21 protein-coding genes are annotated in these 20,982 nt (G+C 71.6%); 17 read left to right on the top strand and 4 right to left on the bottom strand.

Annotated elements, in window-relative coordinates:
- Positions 1-6: 6 nt before the first annotated feature.
- The 5 genes from ABD286_RS06335 to ABD286_RS06315 all read left to right on the top strand — a co-directional run bounded on the left by ABD286_RS06335 (position 7) and on the right by ABD286_RS06315 (position 6,513).
- Positions 7-1,770, top strand: a complete 1,764-nt coding sequence (locus tag ABD286_RS06335; protein ID WP_344191336.1) for an ABC transporter substrate-binding protein — start codon at positions 7-9, stop codon at positions 1,768-1,770.
- Between the two features lie 4 nt (positions 1,771-1,774).
- Positions 1,775-2,722, top strand: coding sequence for an N-acetyl-1-D-myo-inositol-2-amino-2-deoxy-alpha-D-glucopyranoside deacetylase (mshB, locus tag ABD286_RS06330; protein ID WP_344191334.1), 948 nt, complete (start codon positions 1,775-1,777; stop codon positions 2,720-2,722).
- Complete coding sequence (locus ABD286_RS06325) at positions 2,719-3,228, top strand: flavin reductase family protein (RefSeq protein ID WP_344191332.1); 510 nt, start codon at positions 2,719-2,721, stop codon at positions 3,226-3,228. The genes mshB and ABD286_RS06325 overlap by 4 nt, the downstream gene beginning before the upstream one ends.
- A gap of 14 nt (positions 3,229-3,242) precedes the next feature.
- Positions 3,243-4,910, top strand: a complete 1,668-nt coding sequence (locus ABD286_RS06320) for a VanW family protein (protein WP_344191330.1) — start codon at positions 3,243-3,245, stop codon at positions 4,908-4,910.
- Between the two features lie 424 nt (positions 4,911-5,334).
- Entirely contained in the window at positions 5,335-6,513 is a 1,179-nt protein-coding gene (locus tag ABD286_RS06315) for a hypothetical protein (RefSeq protein WP_344191327.1), read from the top strand.
- A gap of 10 nt (positions 6,514-6,523) precedes the next feature.
- Here the strand turns inward: ABD286_RS06315 and ABD286_RS06310 are convergent, their stop codons facing one another.
- Together ABD286_RS06310 and ABD286_RS06305 are read right to left on the bottom strand one after the other, a co-directional pair.
- Positions 6,524-6,937, bottom strand: coding sequence for a VOC family protein (locus ABD286_RS06310; RefSeq protein ID WP_344191324.1), 414 nt, complete (start codon positions 6,935-6,937; stop codon positions 6,524-6,526).
- 225 nt (positions 6,938-7,162) lie between these two features.
- Positions 7,163-8,197 (bottom strand): GNAT family N-acetyltransferase, encoded by a 1,035-nt coding sequence (locus ABD286_RS06305; protein WP_344191322.1) that lies wholly within the window; start codon positions 8,195-8,197, stop codon positions 7,163-7,165.
- A gap of 21 nt (positions 8,198-8,218) precedes the next feature.
- Between ABD286_RS06305 and fdxA the strand changes: the two genes are divergently transcribed.
- From fdxA to ABD286_RS06285, 4 genes are all read left to right on the top strand, one after another.
- Positions 8,219-8,545, top strand: coding sequence for a ferredoxin (fdxA, locus tag ABD286_RS06300; RefSeq protein WP_344191320.1), 327 nt, complete (start codon positions 8,219-8,221; stop codon positions 8,543-8,545).
- A 10-nt stretch (positions 8,546-8,555) separates the two neighbouring features.
- A complete protein-coding gene (dapC, locus tag ABD286_RS06295) occupies positions 8,556-9,692 on the top strand; it encodes a succinyldiaminopimelate transaminase (protein ID WP_344191318.1) in 1,137 nt (378 codons plus the stop codon).
- A gap of 102 nt (positions 9,693-9,794) precedes the next feature.
- Entirely contained in the window at positions 9,795-11,093 is a 1,299-nt protein-coding gene (locus ABD286_RS06290) for a citrate synthase (protein WP_344191316.1), read from the top strand.
- A gap of 97 nt (positions 11,094-11,190) precedes the next feature.
- A complete protein-coding gene (locus ABD286_RS06285) occupies positions 11,191-12,819 on the top strand; it encodes a phosphodiester glycosidase family protein (RefSeq protein ID WP_344191314.1) in 1,629 nt (542 codons plus the stop codon).
- Between the two features lie 25 nt (positions 12,820-12,844).
- Here the strand turns inward: ABD286_RS06285 and ABD286_RS06280 are convergent, their stop codons facing one another.
- Together ABD286_RS06280 and dapD are read right to left on the bottom strand one after the other, a co-directional pair.
- On the bottom strand, positions 12,845-13,735 hold the full coding sequence (locus ABD286_RS06280; protein ID WP_344191312.1) for a hypothetical protein: 891 nt from the start codon (positions 13,733-13,735) through the stop codon (positions 12,845-12,847).
- Positions 13,736-13,737: 2 nt separating this feature from the next.
- Complete coding sequence (gene dapD / locus ABD286_RS06275) at positions 13,738-14,670, bottom strand: 2,3,4,5-tetrahydropyridine-2,6-dicarboxylate N-succinyltransferase (protein ID WP_344191310.1); 933 nt, start codon at positions 14,668-14,670, stop codon at positions 13,738-13,740.
- Between the two features lie 57 nt (positions 14,671-14,727).
- Between dapD and dapE the strand changes: the two genes are divergently transcribed.
- The 8 genes from dapE (at position 14,728) to ABD286_RS06235 (ending at position 20,972) form a co-directional block, all read left to right on the top strand.
- The gene (gene dapE / locus ABD286_RS06270) at positions 14,728-15,837 is read left to right on the top strand and encodes a succinyl-diaminopimelate desuccinylase (protein ID WP_344191308.1); all 1,110 of its coding nucleotides are present in this window, start codon (positions 14,728-14,730) and stop codon (positions 15,835-15,837) included.
- 74 nt (positions 15,838-15,911) lie between these two features.
- Positions 15,912-16,682, top strand: a complete 771-nt coding sequence (locus ABD286_RS06265) for an LOG family protein (RefSeq protein WP_344193292.1) — start codon at positions 15,912-15,914, stop codon at positions 16,680-16,682.
- 39 nt (positions 16,683-16,721) lie between these two features.
- Positions 16,722-16,973: a hypothetical protein gene (locus ABD286_RS06260; protein WP_344191306.1), complete on the top strand. Its 252-nt coding sequence runs from the start codon at positions 16,722-16,724 to the stop codon at positions 16,971-16,973.
- A gap of 38 nt (positions 16,974-17,011) precedes the next feature.
- Positions 17,012-17,284: a DivIVA domain-containing protein gene (locus ABD286_RS06255; protein WP_344191304.1), complete on the top strand. Its 273-nt coding sequence runs from the start codon at positions 17,012-17,014 to the stop codon at positions 17,282-17,284.
- A gap of 4 nt (positions 17,285-17,288) precedes the next feature.
- Positions 17,289-17,792 carry an SRPBCC family protein gene (locus tag ABD286_RS06250; RefSeq protein WP_344191302.1) on the top strand — a complete coding sequence of 168 codons (504 nt, stop codon included), beginning with the start codon at positions 17,289-17,291 and terminating at the stop codon, positions 17,790-17,792.
- The gene (locus tag ABD286_RS06245) at positions 17,789-18,391 is read left to right on the top strand and encodes a DNA-3-methyladenine glycosylase I (protein WP_344191300.1); all 603 of its coding nucleotides are present in this window, start codon (positions 17,789-17,791) and stop codon (positions 18,389-18,391) included. The genes ABD286_RS06250 and ABD286_RS06245 overlap by 4 nt, the downstream gene beginning before the upstream one ends.
- Positions 18,388-19,674 carry a hypothetical protein gene (locus ABD286_RS06240; protein WP_344191298.1) on the top strand — a complete coding sequence of 429 codons (1,287 nt, stop codon included), beginning with the start codon at positions 18,388-18,390 and terminating at the stop codon, positions 19,672-19,674. Before ABD286_RS06245 ends, ABD286_RS06240 begins: the two co-directional genes overlap by 4 nt.
- Entirely contained in the window at positions 19,671-20,972 is a 1,302-nt protein-coding gene (locus ABD286_RS06235) for a hypothetical protein (protein WP_344191296.1), read from the top strand. Before ABD286_RS06240 ends, ABD286_RS06235 begins: the two co-directional genes overlap by 4 nt.
- The last annotated feature ends 10 nt before the right edge of the window (positions 20,973-20,982 follow it).

The following is a 20,982-nucleotide window of genomic DNA, read 5'->3' as shown; positions in this document are numbered from 1 at the left end:
GTGAGCGTGCTCGTCCGACGCCCGCTGTCTGCTCCCCGGTCCGGCCTGCCCACCAGCAGGCCGGACCGTCGCGCCGTGGTGGCGACCGCCCTCGTGGCGGTGGCCGTCACGGCGTCCGGCTGCACCGCCGACGACGCGGCAGCGCCCGACGAGGGCGTGGCCGGTCGGCTGTCCGTGCTGTCCCTCGGTCCGGTCGCGAGCTGGGACCCGCAGCGGATGACCACGCCGCAGGACGTGGCCTTCGCCGGACGCACGTTCGTCCGCACCCTGACGGCGCACCCGGCCGGAGCCGACGCCGCCGCCCAGCGTGAGGTCGTCGGGGACCTCGCGACCGACGCGGGCACCCCCGACGACTCCCTCGAGGTGTGGACCTTCACGCTTCGCGCAGGGGTCACCTGGCAGGACGGTTCACCCGTCACCTGCGAGGACGTGCGCTACGGCGTCTCCCGGTCGTTCGCGAAGCCGTTCGCCGACGAGGGCCTCAACTACCCGCTGGCCTACCTGGACATCCCGCGCAAGGCCGACGGGACGTCGACCTACACCGGCCCCTACGGCGGATCGGCCCAGGCCGCCTTCGACAAGGCGGTGACGTGCGACGGGCAGAAGGTCACCTTCCGGCTGAGCACGCCCATGGTCGACTTCAACCAGGTCGTGGCCCTGCCGGTCTTCGCCCCCGTGAAGAAGTCCAAGGACCTCCGGGAGGACGGGACGCACGCGGTCTTCTCCAACGGTCCCTACCAGCTGGCAGGTCCCTGGGATCCCAGCACGGGTGGGACGTTCGTGCGAAACCCCAAGTGGGACAAGGGGTCTGACCCGATCCGCCGGGCCGAGCCCGACTCGATCCAGTATGTCGAGGGCATCGAGTCCCAGACGGCCGTGCAGCAGGTGATCAACGACGAGGGCGACCGCAGGCGTGCGGTGACCCTCGACTCGGCCCCCCCGGCGATGCAGCAGCAGGTCCTGTCCGACGACGCGTTGAGCCGGCGTTCGATCAACCCCTCCGCCCAGTTCGTCGACTACCTGGCGCCCAGCTTCGCCTCCCCGGTGATGCGCAACGCCGACGTCCGGCGCGCCCTCGCCCTCGCCACCAACCGCGACGGCTACGTCACCGCGCTCGGTGGCACGAGCGCGGCCGAGCCGACGTCCACCCTGCTCGGGCCCGCCATGGCCTCCCGTCGCACTGCCGACCCCCTCGGCGCCCCCACGTCGGGGGACCCGGCCAAGGCGCGTGCCGCCCTGCAGGAGTCCGGGCTCACCCTCCCGGTGAAGATCACGGTGGCCTACCGCTCCACCCCGACCGCCGACAAGGCGATGGCTGCCCTCGGCAACGGGTGGGAGCAGGCGGGGTTTGCGGTCACCCTCCAGCCGATCGAGAAGGACTACTTCTCCGTCGTCGCCGAGCCGGGGCGGGCCGCGAAGACCGATGTGTTCTGGGCGAACTGGGCCCCGGCCTGGCCGACCGCCTCCACCGTCATCCCACCCCTGTTCGACAGCCGCCTCAACCTCTCCGACAGCGGTACCGGCCGAGACCTCGGCGCATTCGCGGACGCCGCGACCGACAAGGAGATCACCCGGATCTCGACCATCAAGCAACCCGCGGACCAGGCTGCTGCCTGGGCCGAGCTCGACGCCGACCTGGCCACGAAGGGCGCCTACGTCGCCCTGGCCCAGCGCCGGTCGCTGTTCATCGGCGGAAGCGCGGTCAGCGGGCTGTCGGCCAACGAGGCGCTGGGCGGGTTCGTGGACCTGGCGACCATCGGTGTGGAATAGCCAGGTGACCACCCAGGCTCCCGCGGCTCCTCTGCTGTTCGTCCACGCCCACCCCGACGACGAGACCCTGACGACCGGGATCACCATGGCCCGCTACGCGCGGGCCGGGCACCCCGTGCACGTGCTCACCTGCACGCTGGGGGAGGAGGGGGAGGTGGTGCCGCCAGAGCTGGCGCACCTCGACGTGCACCACGACGACGCCCTCGGCCCCCATCGGCGTGAGGAGCTGCGCGGCGCCATGGCCGCCCTCGGCGTCACCCACGAGGTCCTGGGCGAGGGCGACGGACGCCTCTCCCGCTACCGGGACTCAGGCATGGCGGGCCTCGGGACGGCTCCGGGCCCGGACACGTTCGTCGCCGCCGACCTCGAGGACGCCGCTGCGCTCGTCGCCGCGGTCATCCGGCGCGTGCGCCCGGCCGTCGTGGTCACCTACGACCGGCACGGCGGGTACCTCCACCCCGACCACGTCCAGACCCACCGTGTCACCTGCGCCGCCGTCGCCTCCCTGCCGGTCCCCGAACGACCTCTCCTGTATGCCGTGCTGACCCCGGCGTCGTGGGCGCGCGAGGACCGCGAGTGGCTGGCCCGGCACCTGCCGGCCGACTCGTCGTGGACGTTGCCGGACCCCGACGGCGACTACCCACCCTCGGTCGTGGCCGACGAGCTGGTCACGCACGAGGTGGTGGACCCCTCGCTCGTGCCGCTCCAGGCCCTGGCGCTGCGGTCGCACGCGACCCAGCTGACGGTCGACGGCCGGGTGTACGCCTTGTCCAACGACATCGCAGCGCGGCTGTCCGGCCGGGAGGGGTTCGCCCGGCTCGACCCGGTGACCGGCGACCTGCTCGCCGCTTCGCACCCCGACACCACCGCCGGCGCCACCGGCTCCACCACCACCGGCTCCAGCACCGGAGCACCCCGCTGCGCCGACCTGACCGAAGGAACACCCACGTGAGCACCCCCGTCCCCACCCCGGCCGTCGACACCGACCAGTTCCGGTTGGCGATGGGACGTTTCGCGACGGGGGTGACGGTGCTGACCACCCGTAGCGGTGGGCACGACCATGCGATGACGGCGAACGCCCTCACCTCGGTCTCCATCGACCCGTTGCTGGTGCTCGTGTGCGTGGAGGTCGACGCGCGCTTCCACGACGCCGTGACCGAGGCCGGGATCTGGGGCGTGAGCATCCTCGGCGCCGAGCAGCGCCCCGTGGCCCAGTGGCTCTCGACCCAGGGGCGTCCCCTCCACGGCCAGCTGGACCGCATACCGCACCACCGAGGTGGGGCCACCGGTGTCGCCCTGCTGGACGGGGCGATGGCAACGATCGAATGTCGAACCACGCAGGTGCACCCCGCCGGGGACCACAGCATCGTGGTGGGCGAAGTAGTGTCCCTCTCGAGCAACGAGCACCCCGCAGCCGCGCTGGTGTACTACCGCAGCCGCTACGAGGCGCTGAAGTGATGGGAGGGCAGGGCGTGAAGGAGAGCGGCTCCGCTGGTCTGAGGTTCGGCATCGCCCTGGCGGTCCTGTTCTCCGCCTACCTCGGCACGGCCTGGTTCCTCGGCCGCCACGTGCCGGCCAACACGTCCGTCTCGGGGGTGCCGATCGGCGGCATGTCCCCCGCCGCCGCCGAGCGGACCCTGGCGCGCGCGCTCGGTCCCCAGCAGGCAGCCACCGTCACCGTCACCGCGGGGGAGAAGTCGGCCGAGCTGGAGCCGGCCGCCGCAGGTCTCTCCCTCGACCTCGAGGGGACCGTGGGCGAGCTCGCGGGCTTCAGCCTCAAGCCGTCCGACCTCTGGAACCGCCTCACCGGCGGCGAGTCCGAGCCCCTCGAGACCTCGGTGGACCGGGAGCAGCTCGAGAAGGCGGTCAAGGGCATCGAGTCCGCCCTCGACACCGAGGTCGTCCAGGGCGGCATCACCTTCCCCTCGGGCAAGGCTGTCGTCGTCCCGTCGGTGGCCGGAGCCACGTTGTCCGTGCCCGGCACGGCGGACGAGATCGCGGCCCGGTGGCCGGCGAAGGGACCGATCGGCGCCAAGTTCGACGTCGTCGAGCCGGAGGTGTCCGCCGACGAGGTGCAGCGTGCCGCAACAGAGTTCGCCACCCCGGCGATGTCGGCCCCGGTCACCGTGGTCGTCGGCGACAAGAAGTTCTCGCTGAAGCCGGCGCAGTACGCACCCGCTCTCTCGATGAAGGCCGACGGGGGCAAGCTCGCTCCGTCGGTCGACGAGGCGAAGCTCGTGGCTGCCGTGCGGGCTGCCGCCACCGAGGCCGGGATCGTGACCAAGGCGCGCGACGCGGAGATCACCTTCGACGGGACGACCCCGGTCGTCATCCCGTCCGCGACGGGCTCCACGCTGGACGACGCCTCGGTGGTCAAGGCCGTGGTGCCGGCCCTCACGTCCGACTCCCGCACCGCGACGGTGACGGCGAAGACGGTTCAGCCCAAGCTCACCACCGCGCAGGCCAACAAGATCAAGCCCAAGGAGGTCATCTCGACCTTCTCCTCGGTCTTCCCGTTCAACCCCCCGCGCACCGAGAACATCATGATCGCGGCGCGCACCCTCAACGGTGCCTACGTCGCCCCGGGTGAGTCGTTCAGCCTCAACCAGCGGCTCGGGCAGCGGACGGCCGCGAAGGGGTACAACGAGGCGCCCGTCATCATCAACGGCAGGCTCACGAAGGACTACGGCGGTGGCATCTCCCAGCTGTCGACGACGCTCTTCAACGCCGTGTTCTTCTCCGGCGCCAAGATCGAGGAGCACCACCCCCACAGCTTCTACATCTCGCGCTACCCCGAGGGGCGCGAGGCCACGATCTCCTGGCCCGACGTCGACAACCGCTTCACCAACGACACGGGCTACGGCATCCTGATCCGCGCCAGCGTGTCGGGCAGCGCCGTCACCGTCACCTTCTACGGCACCAAGGTCTGGGACGTCGAGGCGTCCAAGGGGCCGCGACGCAACCTCGTGCAGCCCAAGACCATCGTCGACGACTCCGCAGGGTGCGTCACGCAGTCGCCGTCGCCCGGTTTCGACGTCACCGTGAGCCGAATCTTCAAGAAGTCCGGCAAGGCGGTCAAGACGTCACAGTTCAACACCCACTACATCCCCGAGGACAAGGTCACCTGCACCGGCGGCTGACCCCGTCCTGACCAGCGCCGACGCCGGAGGTGAGCGCCGGACGGTGGTTCGTGGCGGGTCGGCGCCAGCACAGGTGTCGGTGGGTCCCGATCGTCGGGAACCCGCCACCTCGTGATGGGCCGGTTTGTCCGGTATTGGGGTGATCTCACAGGCGTGTGAGCGCTTTCTCGATTCGCACCTGCTGAGGGCGCGGGCTACGGTTTCGCCCTGTTCGAGTCTGCGCATGGACCCATCCACGCAGCCGGAGGCAGTGACCGGGAGCGCCCCTGCAGGGAGGTGGCCGGCCGGTAGGCGTCCACTGTGACGCACCACTGATCCGTGCGACCCGCGCCATCGTGCGCGGGGCAGACAGGCGTCCATCCTCCCGCCTCGGCGGGCGATCGGGCGTCACCCCCCAAGCGTCCCCCCGCGCGCAAGGAGAAGCATGTCCACCCCCCGTCGTACCGTCCTCAAGCACCTCGGTGCCGCCGCTCTCGTCTCGACCGGAGCCGCCGTCGTAGGAGCCTCGTCCGCCTCAGCCGCCGTGGCCGAGGACGACATCCTGCTCGACTCGTACACCGGCACCGACGACGAGAAGCTCACCGCGGCCCTCGCGGCTGCCAAGGCGTCGAGCCCCCGTCGTGCGATCCGTCTCTCGGGTCGCGCCCACACCTTCACGCAGACGCGGACCACGTTCTCCGGTCTGCGGATCCTGGGCCCGAACGTCGGCTGGCAGAACCCCGAGATCGCCGGCACCGGTGGCGCACTGCCCCAGTGCACCGTGACCCTCAACTGCGGCAGCGGCGCCCGGTCGTGGCTGGTCGGCACCGCCACGACGTACAACGTCATGGTCGCCGGGATCACCTTCAAGTCGAGCAACGCCGTCACGCAGTTCTACCACCACCCCTTCAGCGCGGGGACGTCGTACGCGACCACGCTGGACACCCTGTCGTTCTACGGCTTCAAGCACGTCCTGGGCACCCCGGCCGACCCGTTCTCGATGACGCTGGTCACCACCAAGGGCTCGTGGACCTGCGTCGCTGTCCAGGACACGCAGTTCTCGCTGCGCGGTTCGGACAACTTCCTGTGGGTCGCCGGAGACATGAACTACGGCTGGCAGGGCGCGAACGGCGGCAAGTACCTCATGCGGTTCAGCAACCTGTCGAAGACCGCGGTGCGCCACCTCTACCTCACCGCCCGCGGTGGCTCCCGCGCCATCCTCGTCGAGGGCCCGGCCTCCCAGCAGGGCGGACTGGACATCAGCGACTGCGTCATCGAGGGTCAGAACGCCAACGACCCGGCGATGGGTGCGCTCGTCGTCGTCAAGGGTGGCGGCGTCTCGCTGACCAACACCAAGCTCAACTTCGGCATGGCGCGTCCGAGCGACTTCACCGACCAGCGCGACACGGCGCTGATCATGGTGCAGGGCGGCACCGCCCTCATCACGAACACCTGGACGAACAGGGCCAGCGCGACGCCGGAGTCCGTCCCGGTCGTCGCAGTGTCCGGGGGACTGGCCTACGTCTCGCTGCTGATCGGCATGGGCGGCAACTGGTCAGGCAAGCCCCGTGTGGTCCGCACCGGTGGCACCCTCGTCCCTGACGCCACGGTCACGGCCGCCTGAGCCGCAGCCGCTACACCACGAGGTGGGCGTAGGGGTCCGGTCGCTCGGACTCGCTGCGCAGCACGCAGAACTCGTTGCCCTCCGGGTCGGCGAGCGTCGCCCACCCCGTGCCGGGGCCGCGGTGGTCCCGCAGGTCGTGGACCATCGTGGCCCCGGTGCCGAGCAGGCGCTCGACCTCCTCGTCCATCGTCCGGTCGGTCGGCCACAGGTCGAGGTGGAGGCGGTTCTTGACCGTCTTGCCCTCGGGCACCTCGATGAACAGGAGCCGCTGGCGGCCGTCGGGGGAGAAGATCATGCACTCCTCGTGCCCGGGGAGGTTGGGGTCCCGGGGGTCCTCGGTGAAGCCGAGCACCCCCGCCCACCACACCGACTGGGCGTGCGCGTCGCGGGAGTCGACCGAGGTGTGCGAGATGCGTGACGTCATGCCGTCACTCTCCCGGCAGCCGCCCGTGCAGCGCCAGCAGTTTCCCGGGTAGCCGTCGGCGGGCCGACCACCGGATCGGTACGAGGTCGGCCGAAGACGAGGTGTCGCCGGGCGAGGACGCTGCCCAGGAACAGGGTCACCTCGGTGACGGCCCGGCGGCCACCACCGAGCCCAGCGCGACGACGTCGACCCCGAAACCGAGGAGTGGGGAGGGTCCTGTCGGCCTCAGCCCTGGGTGAGGTAGGCGTACGACGAGTGCACGGCGAACCCGAGCCGACGGTAGAGCCGGATCGCCGGGGCGTTGTCGTGCTCCACCTGCAGGTGCATGAGTGACACACCCTCGGCGCGCAAAGCTCCTGCGAGGGCGGCAGTGAGGTGCGCCGCGAGTCCGCGTCCTCGGTATGCGGGGTCCGTCCAGACGGCGCCGAGACCGCCCCAGCCTGCACCGATCCCCAGTCGTGCCAACGCGATCGGGGTCGTCCCGGCAGCATCGGCCGCGCGCAGCCCCAGCTGCTGGGACAGTCCGCCCCCCGGCGTGATGCTCCCGAACAGGACGCGGGGACTGCCGCGCAGGACGGCCTCGGTCGCGCCCGGGACCGTTGCGCGGGTCCGTCGGTAGGTCTCGAGCCAGGGTCCCGTGAGCTCTTCGCCGAGCGTGACCGCCGGCCCGCCCGGGTCCGCCGCGGCGATGACCTCGCGCGAGGCCGTGAGGTTGAGTGTTCGGCTGCCCACGACGTAGCCGCGTGCCACGAGCAAGGAGCCGAGCGGGTCGTCACCCGCGTCGAAGCCCTCCGGCCCGGCGAGGGCGAACTTCGCCGGGAGCTGCCGCGCGGCATACCAGGCCTCCACCTCCTCGACCGCGGTCTCGAGGGGGAGTCCGGGGCTGCCGACGGGGACCACCGAGTTGCCGCGCTGGGTGTAGCCGGCCGAGGCACGCAGCACCCACTCGCCGAGGGTGTCGCGCTCGACCGCTCCCCAGGCGGGGACCATGACGCGCTGGAGGTCCTCGATCGACAGGGCCAGGTGCGGGGCGCCCCGCCGCGAGGGCTTGGGCGGGACCTCCTTGGCGGTGGTCACGCTGGCCAGTGCGATGCGCACCGGGCCCCGGGAGGTCTCGACGACCAGGTGCTCCTCGTCGCGGCTGCTGAGCACGCCGACGCTGTCGGTCAGGGTGGCCGCGGTCGCGGCCTCCGGCTCGGCAAGGCGCCACCTGACCACCACTCGGGACCCGAGGGGGATCCTCCGCACGTCTGCTGGCATGAGCCGCATAGTATGTGCGCCATGACGTACGTGATCGCCCAGCCTTGCGTTGACCTCAAGGACAAGGCCTGCATCGAAGAGTGCCCGGTCGACTGCATCTACGAGGGTGAGCGGTCCCTCTACATCCACCCCGACGAGTGCGTCGACTGCGGCGCCTGCGAGCCCGTCTGCCCCGTCGAGGCGATCTACTACGAGGACGACACCCCCGAGCAGTGGGCCGACTACTACAAGGCGAACGTCGAGTTCTTCGACGACCTGGGCAGCCCCGGCGGTGCGGCCAAGCTGGGCCTGATCAACAAGGACCACCCGCTCATCGCCGACCTCCCGCCGCAGTCCCACGACGAGTGAGCTGCGCCGCGTGACGAGCCCGCGGGCTCTGCCGGACTTTCCCTGGGACTCGCTCGCTCCGTTCAAGGAGCGGGCGAGTTCCTTTGGTGCGGGCGAGCCCGACGGCGGGATCGTCGACCTCTCCGTCGGCACGCCGGTCGACCCGACGCCCGCGGTCGTCCAGGAGGCGCTGCGCGAGGCCGCCGACGCGCCCGGGTACCCCCAGACCTACGGCACCCCCACGCTGCGCGAGGCCGTGGCCGTGTGGTTCGCGCGCCGTCGTGGTGTGCCGGACCTCGACCCCGACGGCGTGCTGCCGACGATCGGGTCCAAGGAGCTGGTGGCCTGGCTGCCGACCCTGTTGGGCCTCGGGGTCGGCGACGTGGTCGGCTTCCCGGGCATCGCCTACCCGACCTACGACGTCGGTGCCCGGCTCGCCGGGGCCACCCCGCAGGTCGTCGACGGGCTCAACGCACTCGGCCCCCTGACCTCCGCGACCACGCCGAAGCTGTTGTGGCTCAACACCCCCAGCAACCCCACGGGTCGTGTCCTCGGCGTCGACCACCTCGCCAAGGTCGTCGCCTGGGCGCGCCAGCACGGCGTCGTCGTCGCGTCCGACGAGTGCTACGCCGAGCTCGACTGGCGTGCGGACTCCACCGAGCCGACCACCCCGAGCATCCTCGACCCGCGCGTGTGCGGGGGGAGCCACGAGGGTCTGCTCGCGGTCTACTCGCTCAGCAAGCAGTCCAACCTCGCGGGCTACCGGGCAGCCTTCGTCGCCGGCGACGTGTCGTTGGTGCGCCGGCTCCTCGAGGTGCGCAAGCACGCCGGGATGATCGTCCCGTGGCCGGTGCAGCAGGCGCTGACCGCCGCTCTCGGCGACGATGCCCACGTCGCCGAGCAGAAGGCGAGGTATGCAGCGCGGCGAGCCACGCTGCGTACCGCCGTCGAGGGGTTCGGCCTGCGGGTCGACCACTCCGACGCGGGTCTGTACCTGTGGGCGACGCGGGGGGAGGACTCCTGGGCCACCGTGGAAGCGCTCGCCTCGCGCGGGATCCTCGTGGCACCAGGGACTTTCTACGGCCATGCGGGTCGCGAGCACGTCCGGATCGCGCTGACCGCCACCGACGAGCGGATCGCCGCAGCAGCCGCCAGACTGCTCACCTGAGGTGCCCGTTTTCCGACGGCGTGGGGTTCTGGGGTAGCGTCGAGATGCGCGAGGCACGCCGTGTGAGGGTGCCCGCTCCGGGACATTTGAGGATGGTTACGCATGAGCAATGACGGATCCGCTGGCGCCACGCTGAAGGCGGGCGACACGACACTCGACCTCCCGCTGGTCAAGGCCGCCGAGGGCAACAACGGCTACGACATCAGCAAGCTGATGAAGACGACCGGCAACACCACCCTCGACATCGGCTTCGTCAACACCGCCTCGTGCAACAGCGCCGTCACCTACATCGACGGTGACGAGGGCATCCTGCGCTACCGCGGGTACCCGATCGAGCAGCTGGCCGAGAAGTCCAGCTTCCTCGAGGTCTCCTACCTCCTCATCTACGGCGAGCTGCCGACGCAGACCGAGCTCGACGACTTCGACCAGAAGATCCGTCGCCACACGCTGCTGCACGAGGACCTCAAGGCGTTCTTCGGTGGTTTCCCGCGCGACGCGCACCCCATGCCGGTGCTGTCGTCCGCGGTCTCCGCGCTCGGCACGTTCTACCAGGACAGCCTCGACCCGTTCGACAAGGAGCAGGTCGAGATCTCGACCGTGCGCCTGCTGGCCAAGCTGCCGACCATCGCGGCGTACGCCTACAAGAAGTCGGTCGGCCAGCCGTTCCTCTACCCCGACAACTCCCTGTCGGTCACGGAGAACTTCCTGCGCATGACGTTCGGCTTCCCGGCCGAGCCGTACGACCTCGACGACGACATGGTCAAGGCGCTCGACCTGCTGCTGATCCTGCACGCCGACCACGAGCAGAACTGCTCGACCTCGACGGTCCGGCTCGTCGGCTCCGCCCAGGCCAACCTGTTCAACTCGGTCTCCGCCGGCATCCACGCCCTGTCGGGTCCGCTGCACGGTGGCGCCAACTCTGCCGTCCTCGAGATGCTGGGCCAGATCCAGGCCGACGGCGGTGACGTCGACGCGTTCGTCCGCAAGGTGAAGAACAAGGAGGACGGCGTCAAGCTGATGGGCTTCGGCCACCGGGTCTACAAGAACTACGACCCGCGCGCGGCGATCATCAAGAAGACCGCCGACACCATCATCAACAAGGACGGCGTCAAGGACCCGCTGCTCGACATCGCGCTCCAGCTCGAGCAGCGCGCCCTCGAGGACGACTACTTCGTGGAGCGCAAGCTCTACCCGAACGTCGACTTCTACACCGGCCTGATCTACAAGGCCATGGGCTTCCCGACGAAGATGTTCACCGTCCTGTTCGCCCTCGGCCGCCTCCCGGGCTGGATCGCCCAGTGGCGCGAGATGATCGAGGACCCGGAGACCAAGATCGGTCGCCCGCGCCAGATCTACACCGGTCACACCGAGCGCGACTACGTGGACTTCAGCGCCCGCTGACCCACGGCACCGAGCTCCCACGACGCCCCCGGCCACAGGCCGGGGGTGTCGTCGTCCCACCGGGCGAAAGGCACCAATCGGTCGTAACGTTCGGCCCATGAGGCGCACCTGGATAGCAGCGGTCAGCATCGTCGGTCTCGCAGCAACGACGTTGGCGGTGGGCGGTTCGGCCACCGCGTCACCGCCGGACCGCACTTCCGACGACGCCCGGAGCCACGTGGGGGTGTCCCGTGCGCTGGACCTCGGACCGGCGGGACTTGCCGAGACCCGGGCCGTGCAGCAGGTCGCGCCTGGGGTCACCTGGACACGCATCACGAGGGGAGCAGCGGACGCCAGCGTCCGCTGGGTCGTGGAGGTGAGCATCCCGGCAGGTGCGGGCAGCCCGGACCCGGACGCGCCGCCGAGCGCCATCCAGGACCAGGACAGCGCCAAGGCGTATGCGGGGCGGCTCACGGCCGCAGGGTTCCCCGCGCAGGCCCAGCAGGTCCTGCAGCCGGCGGTTGCGGATGTCGCGGCTGGCGTCCTCGGCTGGCGGGTGCGCCTGGTCGCGACGTGGACGAGCCAGGCCCAGGCGGCGGCTGAGGCCGCCCGCCTGACCTCGGCCGGGTTCGCCGGACGCGCCTGGTACTCGGGCTGGGACGGCGACTCCCGCGCCAAGGGGCCGTGGACCGTGAACGTCGTGACGATCGATCCCCGGCGTTTCCGTGGGTCTATCGGTGGCACCTACGGCCCGAGCCTGGAGACCAGGGAGACCACGTCGTGGCTCGCGGGGTACGAGAAGGCGAAGGTGGCCGTCAACGCGGGGTTCTTCGTCTTCGACCCCAAGGCCGGTGCCGAGGGTGACCCCGCTGGGGCGGGCGTCTACGACGGGCGCCTGGAGTCCGAGCCGGTCGGGTCCCGTCCGGTCCTCGTGCTCGACCCCGGCGCACGGCACACGGCCGTGGTCCGCCCGAGGTGGGTGGCGACCGCCACGCTCCCGTCGGGACGGCAGGTCCTCGACGGGCTGAACCGCGTCCCCGGCCTCATCCGCAACTGTGGTGGCACCTCGGACGACCTGCCGACCACCCTTCCGCTGCACGACATCACGTGCACGGACGCCGACGAGCTGGTCCTGTTCACGGACGCGTTCGGCCCGCGCACGCCGGCCGGCCCAGGAGCTGAGGCGGTGATTGACCGGAAGGGCCGCGTGCTCTCGGTGGCCGATACGCGCGGGGTCGCCCTCGCCCCGGGGCAGCGGTCGCTGCAGGGCATCGGCAGCGGCGCCGGCGTCGTCGCGGGACTGAGGCCGGGCCAGCGGGTGGGCCCCACGACCGAGCTGCGCAACGGCTCCCGCCCACTGACCGGCCACGGCGCGTCGGTGCTCAACGGTGGTCCGGAGCTGGTCCGGGACGGCCACGTGCACGTGACCCAGCGCCAGGACGGCATGGTTCACCCCGGCGAACCGAGCTTCGCCTACGGGTGGGCCCTGCAGCGCAACCCGCGCACCTTCGCCGGCGTCGACGGCTCCGGCCGCACGATGCTCGTGACGGTCGACGGACGTCAGCTGGGCGAGCTGGGCCTGTCGATCCCGGAGGCCGCGGCGGTGGCCAGGTCGCTCGGCATGGTCGACGCCCTGAACCTCGACGGTGGCGGGTCGACCGCGATGGTCGTGGACGAGCAGCTGGTGAGCCACCCGTCCGACGCGACAGGGGAGCGCGCCGTCGGGGACGCGGTCGTCGTCCGCTGACCCGTGCGTCGCGCCGGGCGTTCGGTCAGCTGGTGGCGGGGAAGGTGACGGTCACGGTCGTTCCGGCGCCACCCTTGACCGTCGCCCAGGTCCAGCCGTCGGTGTCCCGGGTGCGGGTCCACTCACGGTTGCCGACGCGGACCTTCGTGGCGCCGTACTGCCCGGCCTTGGCGACCGCGAAGGACCCGGCGCTCCACGCACGGCGCTCGGAGTCGGCCTTCACGGTGAGCACGCGGCCCTTGACCGTGCTCGCGACCCCGAGCTCCTTGGACAGGGCGGCCCTCAGCTCGGTCGGCTGGCCGCCGGTGGCGTCGTCCAGGCGGCAGCCGAGGCCGCCGGGGGAGTGCCCGCTGAGGGTGGAGGCGAGCAGCCGCCCCTCCTGCTCGTGGTCGGCGTACGCCTCGGGGTAGGCCGAGCGCTGCACCTCCTGGGCGATCTCGGTGATGCGCATCTGCTCGTAGCCGTCCACCTTGACGAGGGCGTCGTAGAACTTGTTCGTCGCGTAGACCGGGTCGAGGATCTGCTTCTCGGTGCCCCACCCCTGGCTCGGCCGCTGCTGGAAGAGCCCGACGGAGTCACGGTCGCCGTACGTGAGGTTGCGCAGCTTGGACTCCTGGATCGCCGTGGCGATGGCGATGGTCCCGGCCCGCGCGGGCAGGCCGCGCTTCTCCGCGATGCCCACGATGGTTGCGGCGTATGCGGTCTGGCCGGGGTCGAAGTCCACGCTCGCGCCCGCGGCGGTGGCCTGGCAGCGCGGACCTCCGAGGTTGTGCAGGGTGCCGCGCAGCCCCACCCAGCCGGCACCGACGAGGCCGATGACGAACAGCAGCAACACGATTCGCGTGACGAACCGGCGGGTCCGCGACGGCGTTCGATGCTCCGAGAGCACGATGCCGCCCTTGGCGCTCCTGGGCACGGCTAGTCGTTGGCGTGCAGCGCGGAGTTGAGCACGATGCCGTGCCCGTCGCGTGCCTTGGCCTCGACCGTGCCGGTCACCGAGTTGCGGATGTAGAGGACGTTGTCCTGGCCGGACAGCTCGCGGGCCTTGACGACCCGGCCGTCGGCCAGGGTCACCTTGGTGCCGGCGGTGAGGTAGAGGCCGGCCTCGACGACGCAGTCGTCGCCGAGGGCGATGCCCAGACCCGACTCGGCGCCGAGCAGGCAGCGCTCGCCGACCCGCACGCGCTCCGTGCCGCCACCGGACAGGGTGCCCATCGTCGAGGCGCCGCCGCCGATGTCGGAGCCGTCACCGACGACGACACCCTGGGAGATGCGTCCCTCGACCATGGAGCTGCCCAGCGTGCCCGCGTTGTAGTTGACGAAGCCCTCGTGCATGACGGTCGTGCCCGGGGCGAGGTGGGCACCGAGGCGGACGCGGTCGGCGTCGGCGATGCGCACACCCGCCGGCACGACGTAGTCGACCATGCGGGGGAACTTGTCGATGCCGAGGACGTTGACCGTCCCGCGCAGCCGCAGCCGCGCCCGCGTCATCTCGAAACCGTCGACGGCGCAGGGTCCCTGGGTCGTCCAGACGACGTTGGCGAGGACCCCGAAGATCCCGTCGAGGTTGATGCTGTTGGGCGCGACGAGGCAGTGCGACAGCAGGTGCAGGCGGAGGTAGGCGTCGGAGGCGTCCGCCGGAGCAGCATCGAGGTCGACCTCGACGTCCACGACCGTGCGGCGCACCCGGCGCAGCTCGTCGGCTCCCGCGAGGGCGCGCAGCTCCTCGGGGGCCGAGGCGTTCGCGGGGCGGGCGCCCAGGGCCGGCTCGGGGTACCAGGTGTCGAGGACCACGCCGTCGACGGTCGTGGTGGCCAGTCCGAAACCCCATGCGCTGCGCTCACTGCTCATGCCGACAAGCCTAGGGGAGCGGGTCGCCCGACCGGGACGCTGGATAGGGTCGTGGGCATGGCGAACCACCCCGAGGACCCGACCCAGCCCGCGACGGGCAACCCCCCGCTCGACCTGTCCGCCGACGTCGTGACGTTGACCGCGGCGCTGTGCGACATCGAGTCGGTCAGCCTCGACGAGCAGCGGGTCTGCGACGCCATCGAGGTCGCCCTCGCCCCCCTGGACCACCTCACGGTCACCCGGATCGGCAACACCCTCGTCGCGCGCACCGAGCTCGGTCGCAGCGAGCGCGTGGTCCTCGCCGGTCACATCGACACGGTGCCCCTCACCAAGGCGCCCGCCAACCTCCCGACCCGCCGCGAGGGCGACGACCTCGTCGGGCGCGGGACCGTCGACATGAAGGGCGGCGTCGCGGTGCAGCTCAAGGCGGCCCTGGTCACCGAGCCGAGCCGCGACCTGACCTTCGTGTTCTACGAGGGCGAGGAGATCGACAGCGAGCACAACGGCCTCCTGCACGTGCAGCAGCAGCGCCCCGACCTCATCGAGGACGCCGACTTCGCCGTCCTGCTCGAGCCGACCGCCAGCCAGGTCGAGGGCGGGTGCAAGGGCACCCTGCGCGTCGACGTCACCGCCCGCGGCGTCGCCGCCCACTCGGCCCGTCCGTGGAACGGACGCAACGCCATCCACGGTGCGGCGGACCTGCTGAACCGCCTCACGGCATACGAACCGGCCACGGTGACCGTCGACGGGCTCGACTACCACGAGGCCCTCAACGCGACCGGGATCCGCGGCGGGATCGCCGGCAACGTCATCCCCGACGAGTGCGTCGTCACCGTCAACTACCGCTACGCCCCCGACAAGACCCCCGAGGTCGCGCTCGCCCACGTCGCCGAGCTCTTCGAGGGCTACGACCTCGTGGAGCTCGACAACGCCGCGGGCGCCCGACCGGGCCTGCACCTGCCGGCCGCTAAGGCCTTCGTCGAGGCGCTCGACCTGCCCGTGATCGCCAAGGAGGGCTGGACCGACGTGGCCCGCTTCTCGGCGATGGACATCGCGGCGGTGAACTTCGGGCCCGGCGACCCCAACCTCGCCCACCACGACGACGAGCGCTGCCCCGTCTCGCAGCTCGTCTCCGCCGAGGCCGCGCTGCTGCGCTGGCTGGCCTGACTCGCCTGACGCGCTGAGCACGCCGGCTCACGTAGGTTGAGGGCGTGAGCGACGACACCACGCAGGCCAGCGCCATGGACCTCAACAAGGACCTGAACAAGGACTTCGAGTACCACACGGGTCCGGTCACCCTCCGGGGTTCCCGCGTGCCGGGGACGACCACCGACCAGCGGCTGCTCGACAGCCGTGGCTCGAGCGAATGGGTGCACACCGACCCGTGGCGCGTGATGCGGATCCAGAGCGAGTTCGTCGAGGGCTTCGGTGCCCTCGCGGAGCTCGGCCCAGCGGTCAGCGTCTTCGGCTCCGCGCGCACGAAGCCGGGCACGCCCTACTACGAGATCGGCACCCAGGTGGGTCGTGCCCTCGTGGAGGCCGGGTATGCCGTGATCACCGGTGGCGGGCCCGGTGCCATGGAGGCCGCGAATCTCGGGGCGATCGGTGCGGGTGGCGCGTCGGTGGGCCTGGGCATCGAGCTGCCGTTCGAGCAGGGGCTCAACGAGCACGTCAACCTCGGCGTGAACTTCCGCTACTTCTTCGCCCGCAAGACGATGTTCGTCAAGTACGCCCAGGGGTTCATCGTCCTGCCTGGCGGGTTCGGGACGCTCGACGAGCTGTTCGAGGCGGTGACCCTCGTGCAGACGCAGAAGGTCACGTCGTTCCCCATCGTCCTGATGGGCACCGAGTACTGGGGCGGGCTGCTCGAGTGGCTGCGGGGGACGGTGCTCGACGCCGGGACGGTCAGCGCCAAGGACATCGACCTCCTCCAGCTCACCGACGACGTCGACGAGGCCGTGCGCATCGTGACGTGCGCGGACCCGGTGGTCGTCCCGAAGCGCCCTGAGTAGGCCATGGACTCCTGCCACTTCGGCGGCGATGATGGACAGGTGAACATCTCGCCGCTGCCGAGGCAGGGCGACGTCGTGGTCGGCCGGGACGTCGCGGGACGCACGCTGCGCATCTCCGGCCACCCCGAGAGCGGGCGCGTGGTGCTGTCGATCTGGCAGGACACCGTCTGCAGGGCGACCGTCCGGCTGCTGGCCGAGGACGTCCCGGCCGTCGTGGAGATGCTGGCCCGCAGCGCCATCACCCCGACGTCGGCCGGCGAGGACGCCCGATCTCTCGACACGGCCGGCTGAATAGGACGCTCTCAGCACTTCGTGCGACGATCACTCGCGTGATCTGGGTCTTCTTCACCGTCATCGCCGTGCTGGTCATCGGCGCGTTCGCCGCGCTCGTGACCGGGCGGCTGCACCACGACCCGATGGCAGAGGCGACCAGCACGCAGGGCGCGCCCGCCCTCGGCGACGAGTTCTCCTCCGACGAGATCTCCGCGGTGCGGTTCGACACGGCGCTGCGCGGCTACCGCATGGACCAGGTCGATGCCGTGCTCGATCGGTTGCAGGCCCGGATCGCCGAGCTGGAGCGCCCCGGCGACGTGGTGCGCTGACGTCATGGCCGCCCTCCACCTCACCCGCCACACCGCCGCCGACCCCGCTGCCGTCTGGGACGTCGTGGCCGGCTTCGACGGCTACGGCGACTGGATGCCGATGACGCGGATGACCACCGACGACGGCGCACCCCGGGTCGGATGGGGGTTCGCCGGCATCAGCGGGATCGGTCCCCTGGCCTTCTCCGACTCGATGCTGGTCACCCGCTGGGAGCCCCCCGAGTCAACAGCCCCCACCTCGCCCGCGGTCTTCCGGATCGTCAAGACCGGCCGGCTGCTCGGCGGCTGGGCCGAGATCACCATCACCCCCGAGCCCCACGTCTCCACCCCGGGTGTCCTCGGGTCACGCCTGGACTGGGTCGAGGAGGTCGTGGTGCGCCCGCTGCCCTTCAAGCGGCTCTTCGCCCCCCTGCTCGACCGCGCCAGCGCGTGGCTCTACGGGCGTGCCATCGACGCCATGCTCGCCCGGGCGGTCGAGGTGTCGGCGGCCCCCGGGCGGTCCCGGTGAGTGGGCTGGTCGTCGGTCCGGACGGGCTGCCCCGGTGCGCGTGGGCGGGGTCCGCGCCGGACTACCTGACCTACCACGACACCGAGTGGGGCGTGCCCGTCCACGGTGAGCAGGCGCTGTACGAGCGCCTCACCCTGGAGGCCTTCCAGTCGGGGCTGTCGTGGATCACCATCCTGCGCAAGCGCGAGTCGTTCCGCGCCGCCTTTGCCGGGTTCGACCCCGAGGTGGTCGCCACCTTCGGCGACCGTGACCGCGAGCGGCTGATGGCCGATGTCGGAATCGTCCGCAACCGCCTGAAGGTCGAGGCCGCCATCCGCAACGCCGCAGCGGTCCTCGCGCTGCGCGAGCACGGGGGGCTCGACGCGTTCGTCTGGTCCCACGCGCCCGCGGAGCACACCCCGCCCAGGTCGGCCGAGGACTTCCGCGCGACCTCGCCGGAGAGCATCGCCCTCGCCAAGGGCCTCAAGAAGGCCGGCTTCGTCTTCGTCGGTCCCACGACGATGTATGCCGCGATGCAGGCGTGCGGCCTCGTCGACGACCACGTCGTGGGGTGCCACCGCTCGGGCGCGGGCCCCGAGGTGACCCGGGGCCTGTCGTGACCAGCCCGGCCGGCAGCCCGGACACCGGTCGGGACACCCGCCCCGCCGCCACCTCCGTCGGCACCGACCGGCGCCGGAGAGGCCCGGCCTTCGCACGGTCCCTGACGGTCAAGGTCGCCCTGACCTACCTCGTCCTGCGCGCCGTCTCCGCGCTCCTGCTGGTCCTGGCCAGCCGCGACCAGGACGTCATGCTCGACTGGACAGGGCCGACCGTCGAGCCCATCGACATGACCGTGCTGTGGGACGGCAGCTGGTACCGCAACGTCGCGCTCCAGGGGTACCCCGACCCGCTGCCGGTCGACCAGACCACGGGGCGGGTGACCCAGAACGCCTGGGCCTTCTACCCACTGTTCCCGCTCCTGGCTCGGATGCTCATGGCGGCGACCGGTCTCGGGTTCCCCGTCGTGGCCTCGACGCTGGCCCTCGTGGCCGGTCTGGGCGCGAGCATCCTGATGGCCCGCCTGCTGGCCGAGAAGGTGGGCGACAGGGTCGCCCTCGGCGCGGTGGCCGTGTGGGCGGCGTTCCCGGCGTCGGTGTCGCTCCAGCTCGCCTACACCGAGTCGCTGGCCATGCTCGTCCTCTGCGCGCTGCTGTGGGCGCTCGTCCGGCGCAGCTGGGGGATGGTCGCCGGGCTCTCCCTGCTCCTGGGGCTCACCCGGCCCATCGCCGTGCCCGTCGTCCTCGTGGTCGCCGTGTCGGTCCTGCTGCTGTGGCGTCGGCGCCGCCAGCAGAACGTCACCCGCGGCGAGCTCCTCGCCGCGCTGGCCGCCCTCGGCACGTCCGCCGTCGGGGCGGTCCTGTGGCCGCTCATCGCGTGGCAGGTCACCGGCTCGCGCAGCGCCTACACCGACACCATGGCGGCCTGGCGGGCCGGTGGGGAGATCACGCCGCTCAAGCCCTGGCTCGGGATGTCGCAGTGGGCCTTCCGCGACTTCGACGGTGCCGCCGTCTACGGGCCGGTCGGCCTCGCAGCCCTGGTCACGACGATCGTCGTGCTGACCTGCGGGCCCTGGGCCACCAGGCTCGGCCCCGAGCTGCGGGTGTGGTGCCTGGCCTACCCGGCGTACCTCGCCTTCGTGCTCGACCCCTTCACGAGCATCTTCCGGTACGCCCTCCCGTTGTTCCCGCTGCTCGTGGTCGTCCTCGGCGGGGGCTGGCTCGACCGCGTCGCACGCCACCTCGCGGTGCGCGTCGGCTTCCTCGTGGTGGCCGGCACCGTCGGCCAGGCCGCCTGGATCTGGAAGTTGCTCGTCTACCACCCGCCGTCGGACTACCCGCCGTGACCGCCGTCGCCCGCGTCCGCAGCGTGCCGTCGCTGCTGACCACGTCCCTGCTCACCTCCGAGGGGCGCAGCGCCGCCGCGGGGTGGGCCCTGCGCCGCCCGGTCGTGTTCCTGCTGCTCTGGTATGCCGCCACGAGGGTCGTCGTGCTCGTCAGCATGGCGGTGGCCGCGACGTGGTTCCAGACCCCGGCGGGGGTGGGCCACCTCGAGCCCACGGTCGGCGACATCCTGTCCGGCTGGGACAGCGTCTGGTACCGCCGGGTCGCCGAGGACGGCTACCCCGTCCCGCTCCCTGCGGACCCGGACACCGGGCTGTTGACCTACAGCGCCTGGGCGTTCTACCCGGCCTTCCCGATGCTGGTGCGTGTCCTCATGCTCACCGGGCTGTCCTTCGAGGTGGCAGCGGTCCTGCTCAACCTCGTGCTCGGCGGACTGTGCACGATCCTGGTCTGGAAGTGCCTCAACTTCGCGATGCACGCCGCCCCGCAGCCGGCGCGCGAGCGCCTGGCGCTCGTCGCCGGGATCCTGTGGTGCCTGTACCCCGCGACCTCGATCCTCGTCATGCCGTACACCGAGGCGCTCGCCGGAGTGCTCATCGCCGCCTCGCTGTTGCTGCTCATGCGCCGGCAGTACGCGCTCGTGGCCCTGCTCGCGATCGCGCTGGGCTTCACGCGGGCCGCGGCGCCGGCCATCGCCTGCGCCGCCATCGCCCACCTCGTGCTGCGCTGGCGCGAGGACCGCGCCGCGGGCACGACACCACTGCGCAGCCAGCGCTGGAGCGCCGCCCTGATGCTCGTGGCGACCGGCGCCTCCTCGGTCGCGTGGCCCGTCGTCGTAGGGATCGCCAGCGGGTTGCCGACGGCGTTCTTCGACGTGCAGGCCGCGTGGGGCCAGAAGCCGGAGTCCGGTCCCTTCGTCCTGTGGCTGTCGTGGGCCTGGGAGGCCCACGGCGTGGTGGGGGTGACGGTCCTGGTCGGGCTCGTCGCCACCTACATCGCCCTCATCCTCGGCCGGCACGGGCGGTGGCTGGCGATCGAGCTGCGGGTCTGGGCGCTGGCCTACCCGCTCTACCTGCTCGCCGTCGTCCGCCCGATCACGAGCATGTGGCGCTTCCTGCTCCTCGACTTCCCGATCGCCGCGCTGGTCGCCTCGGTCGCGATGCGCACCTCGACCGGTGAGCGGGTCGTCCCGCACTGGCGTCGGCGGGTGGCGGTCGTCGCGCTGGCGCTGCTCGGGGGCATGTTCTGGTTCACCTGCACCCTGCTGACCTACACCCCGTGGGCGGCGGCACCTCCCTGACCTGTGGCGG

It is taken from the genome of Pedococcus aerophilus (genome assembly GCF_039532215.1).
GTDB classification, from domain to species: domain Bacteria; phylum Actinomycetota; class Actinomycetes; order Actinomycetales; family Dermatophilaceae; genus Pedococcus; species Pedococcus aerophilus.
Note: the sequence above shows the minus strand (reverse complement) of the source record. Positions and strands in the feature narration are given on the sequence as shown.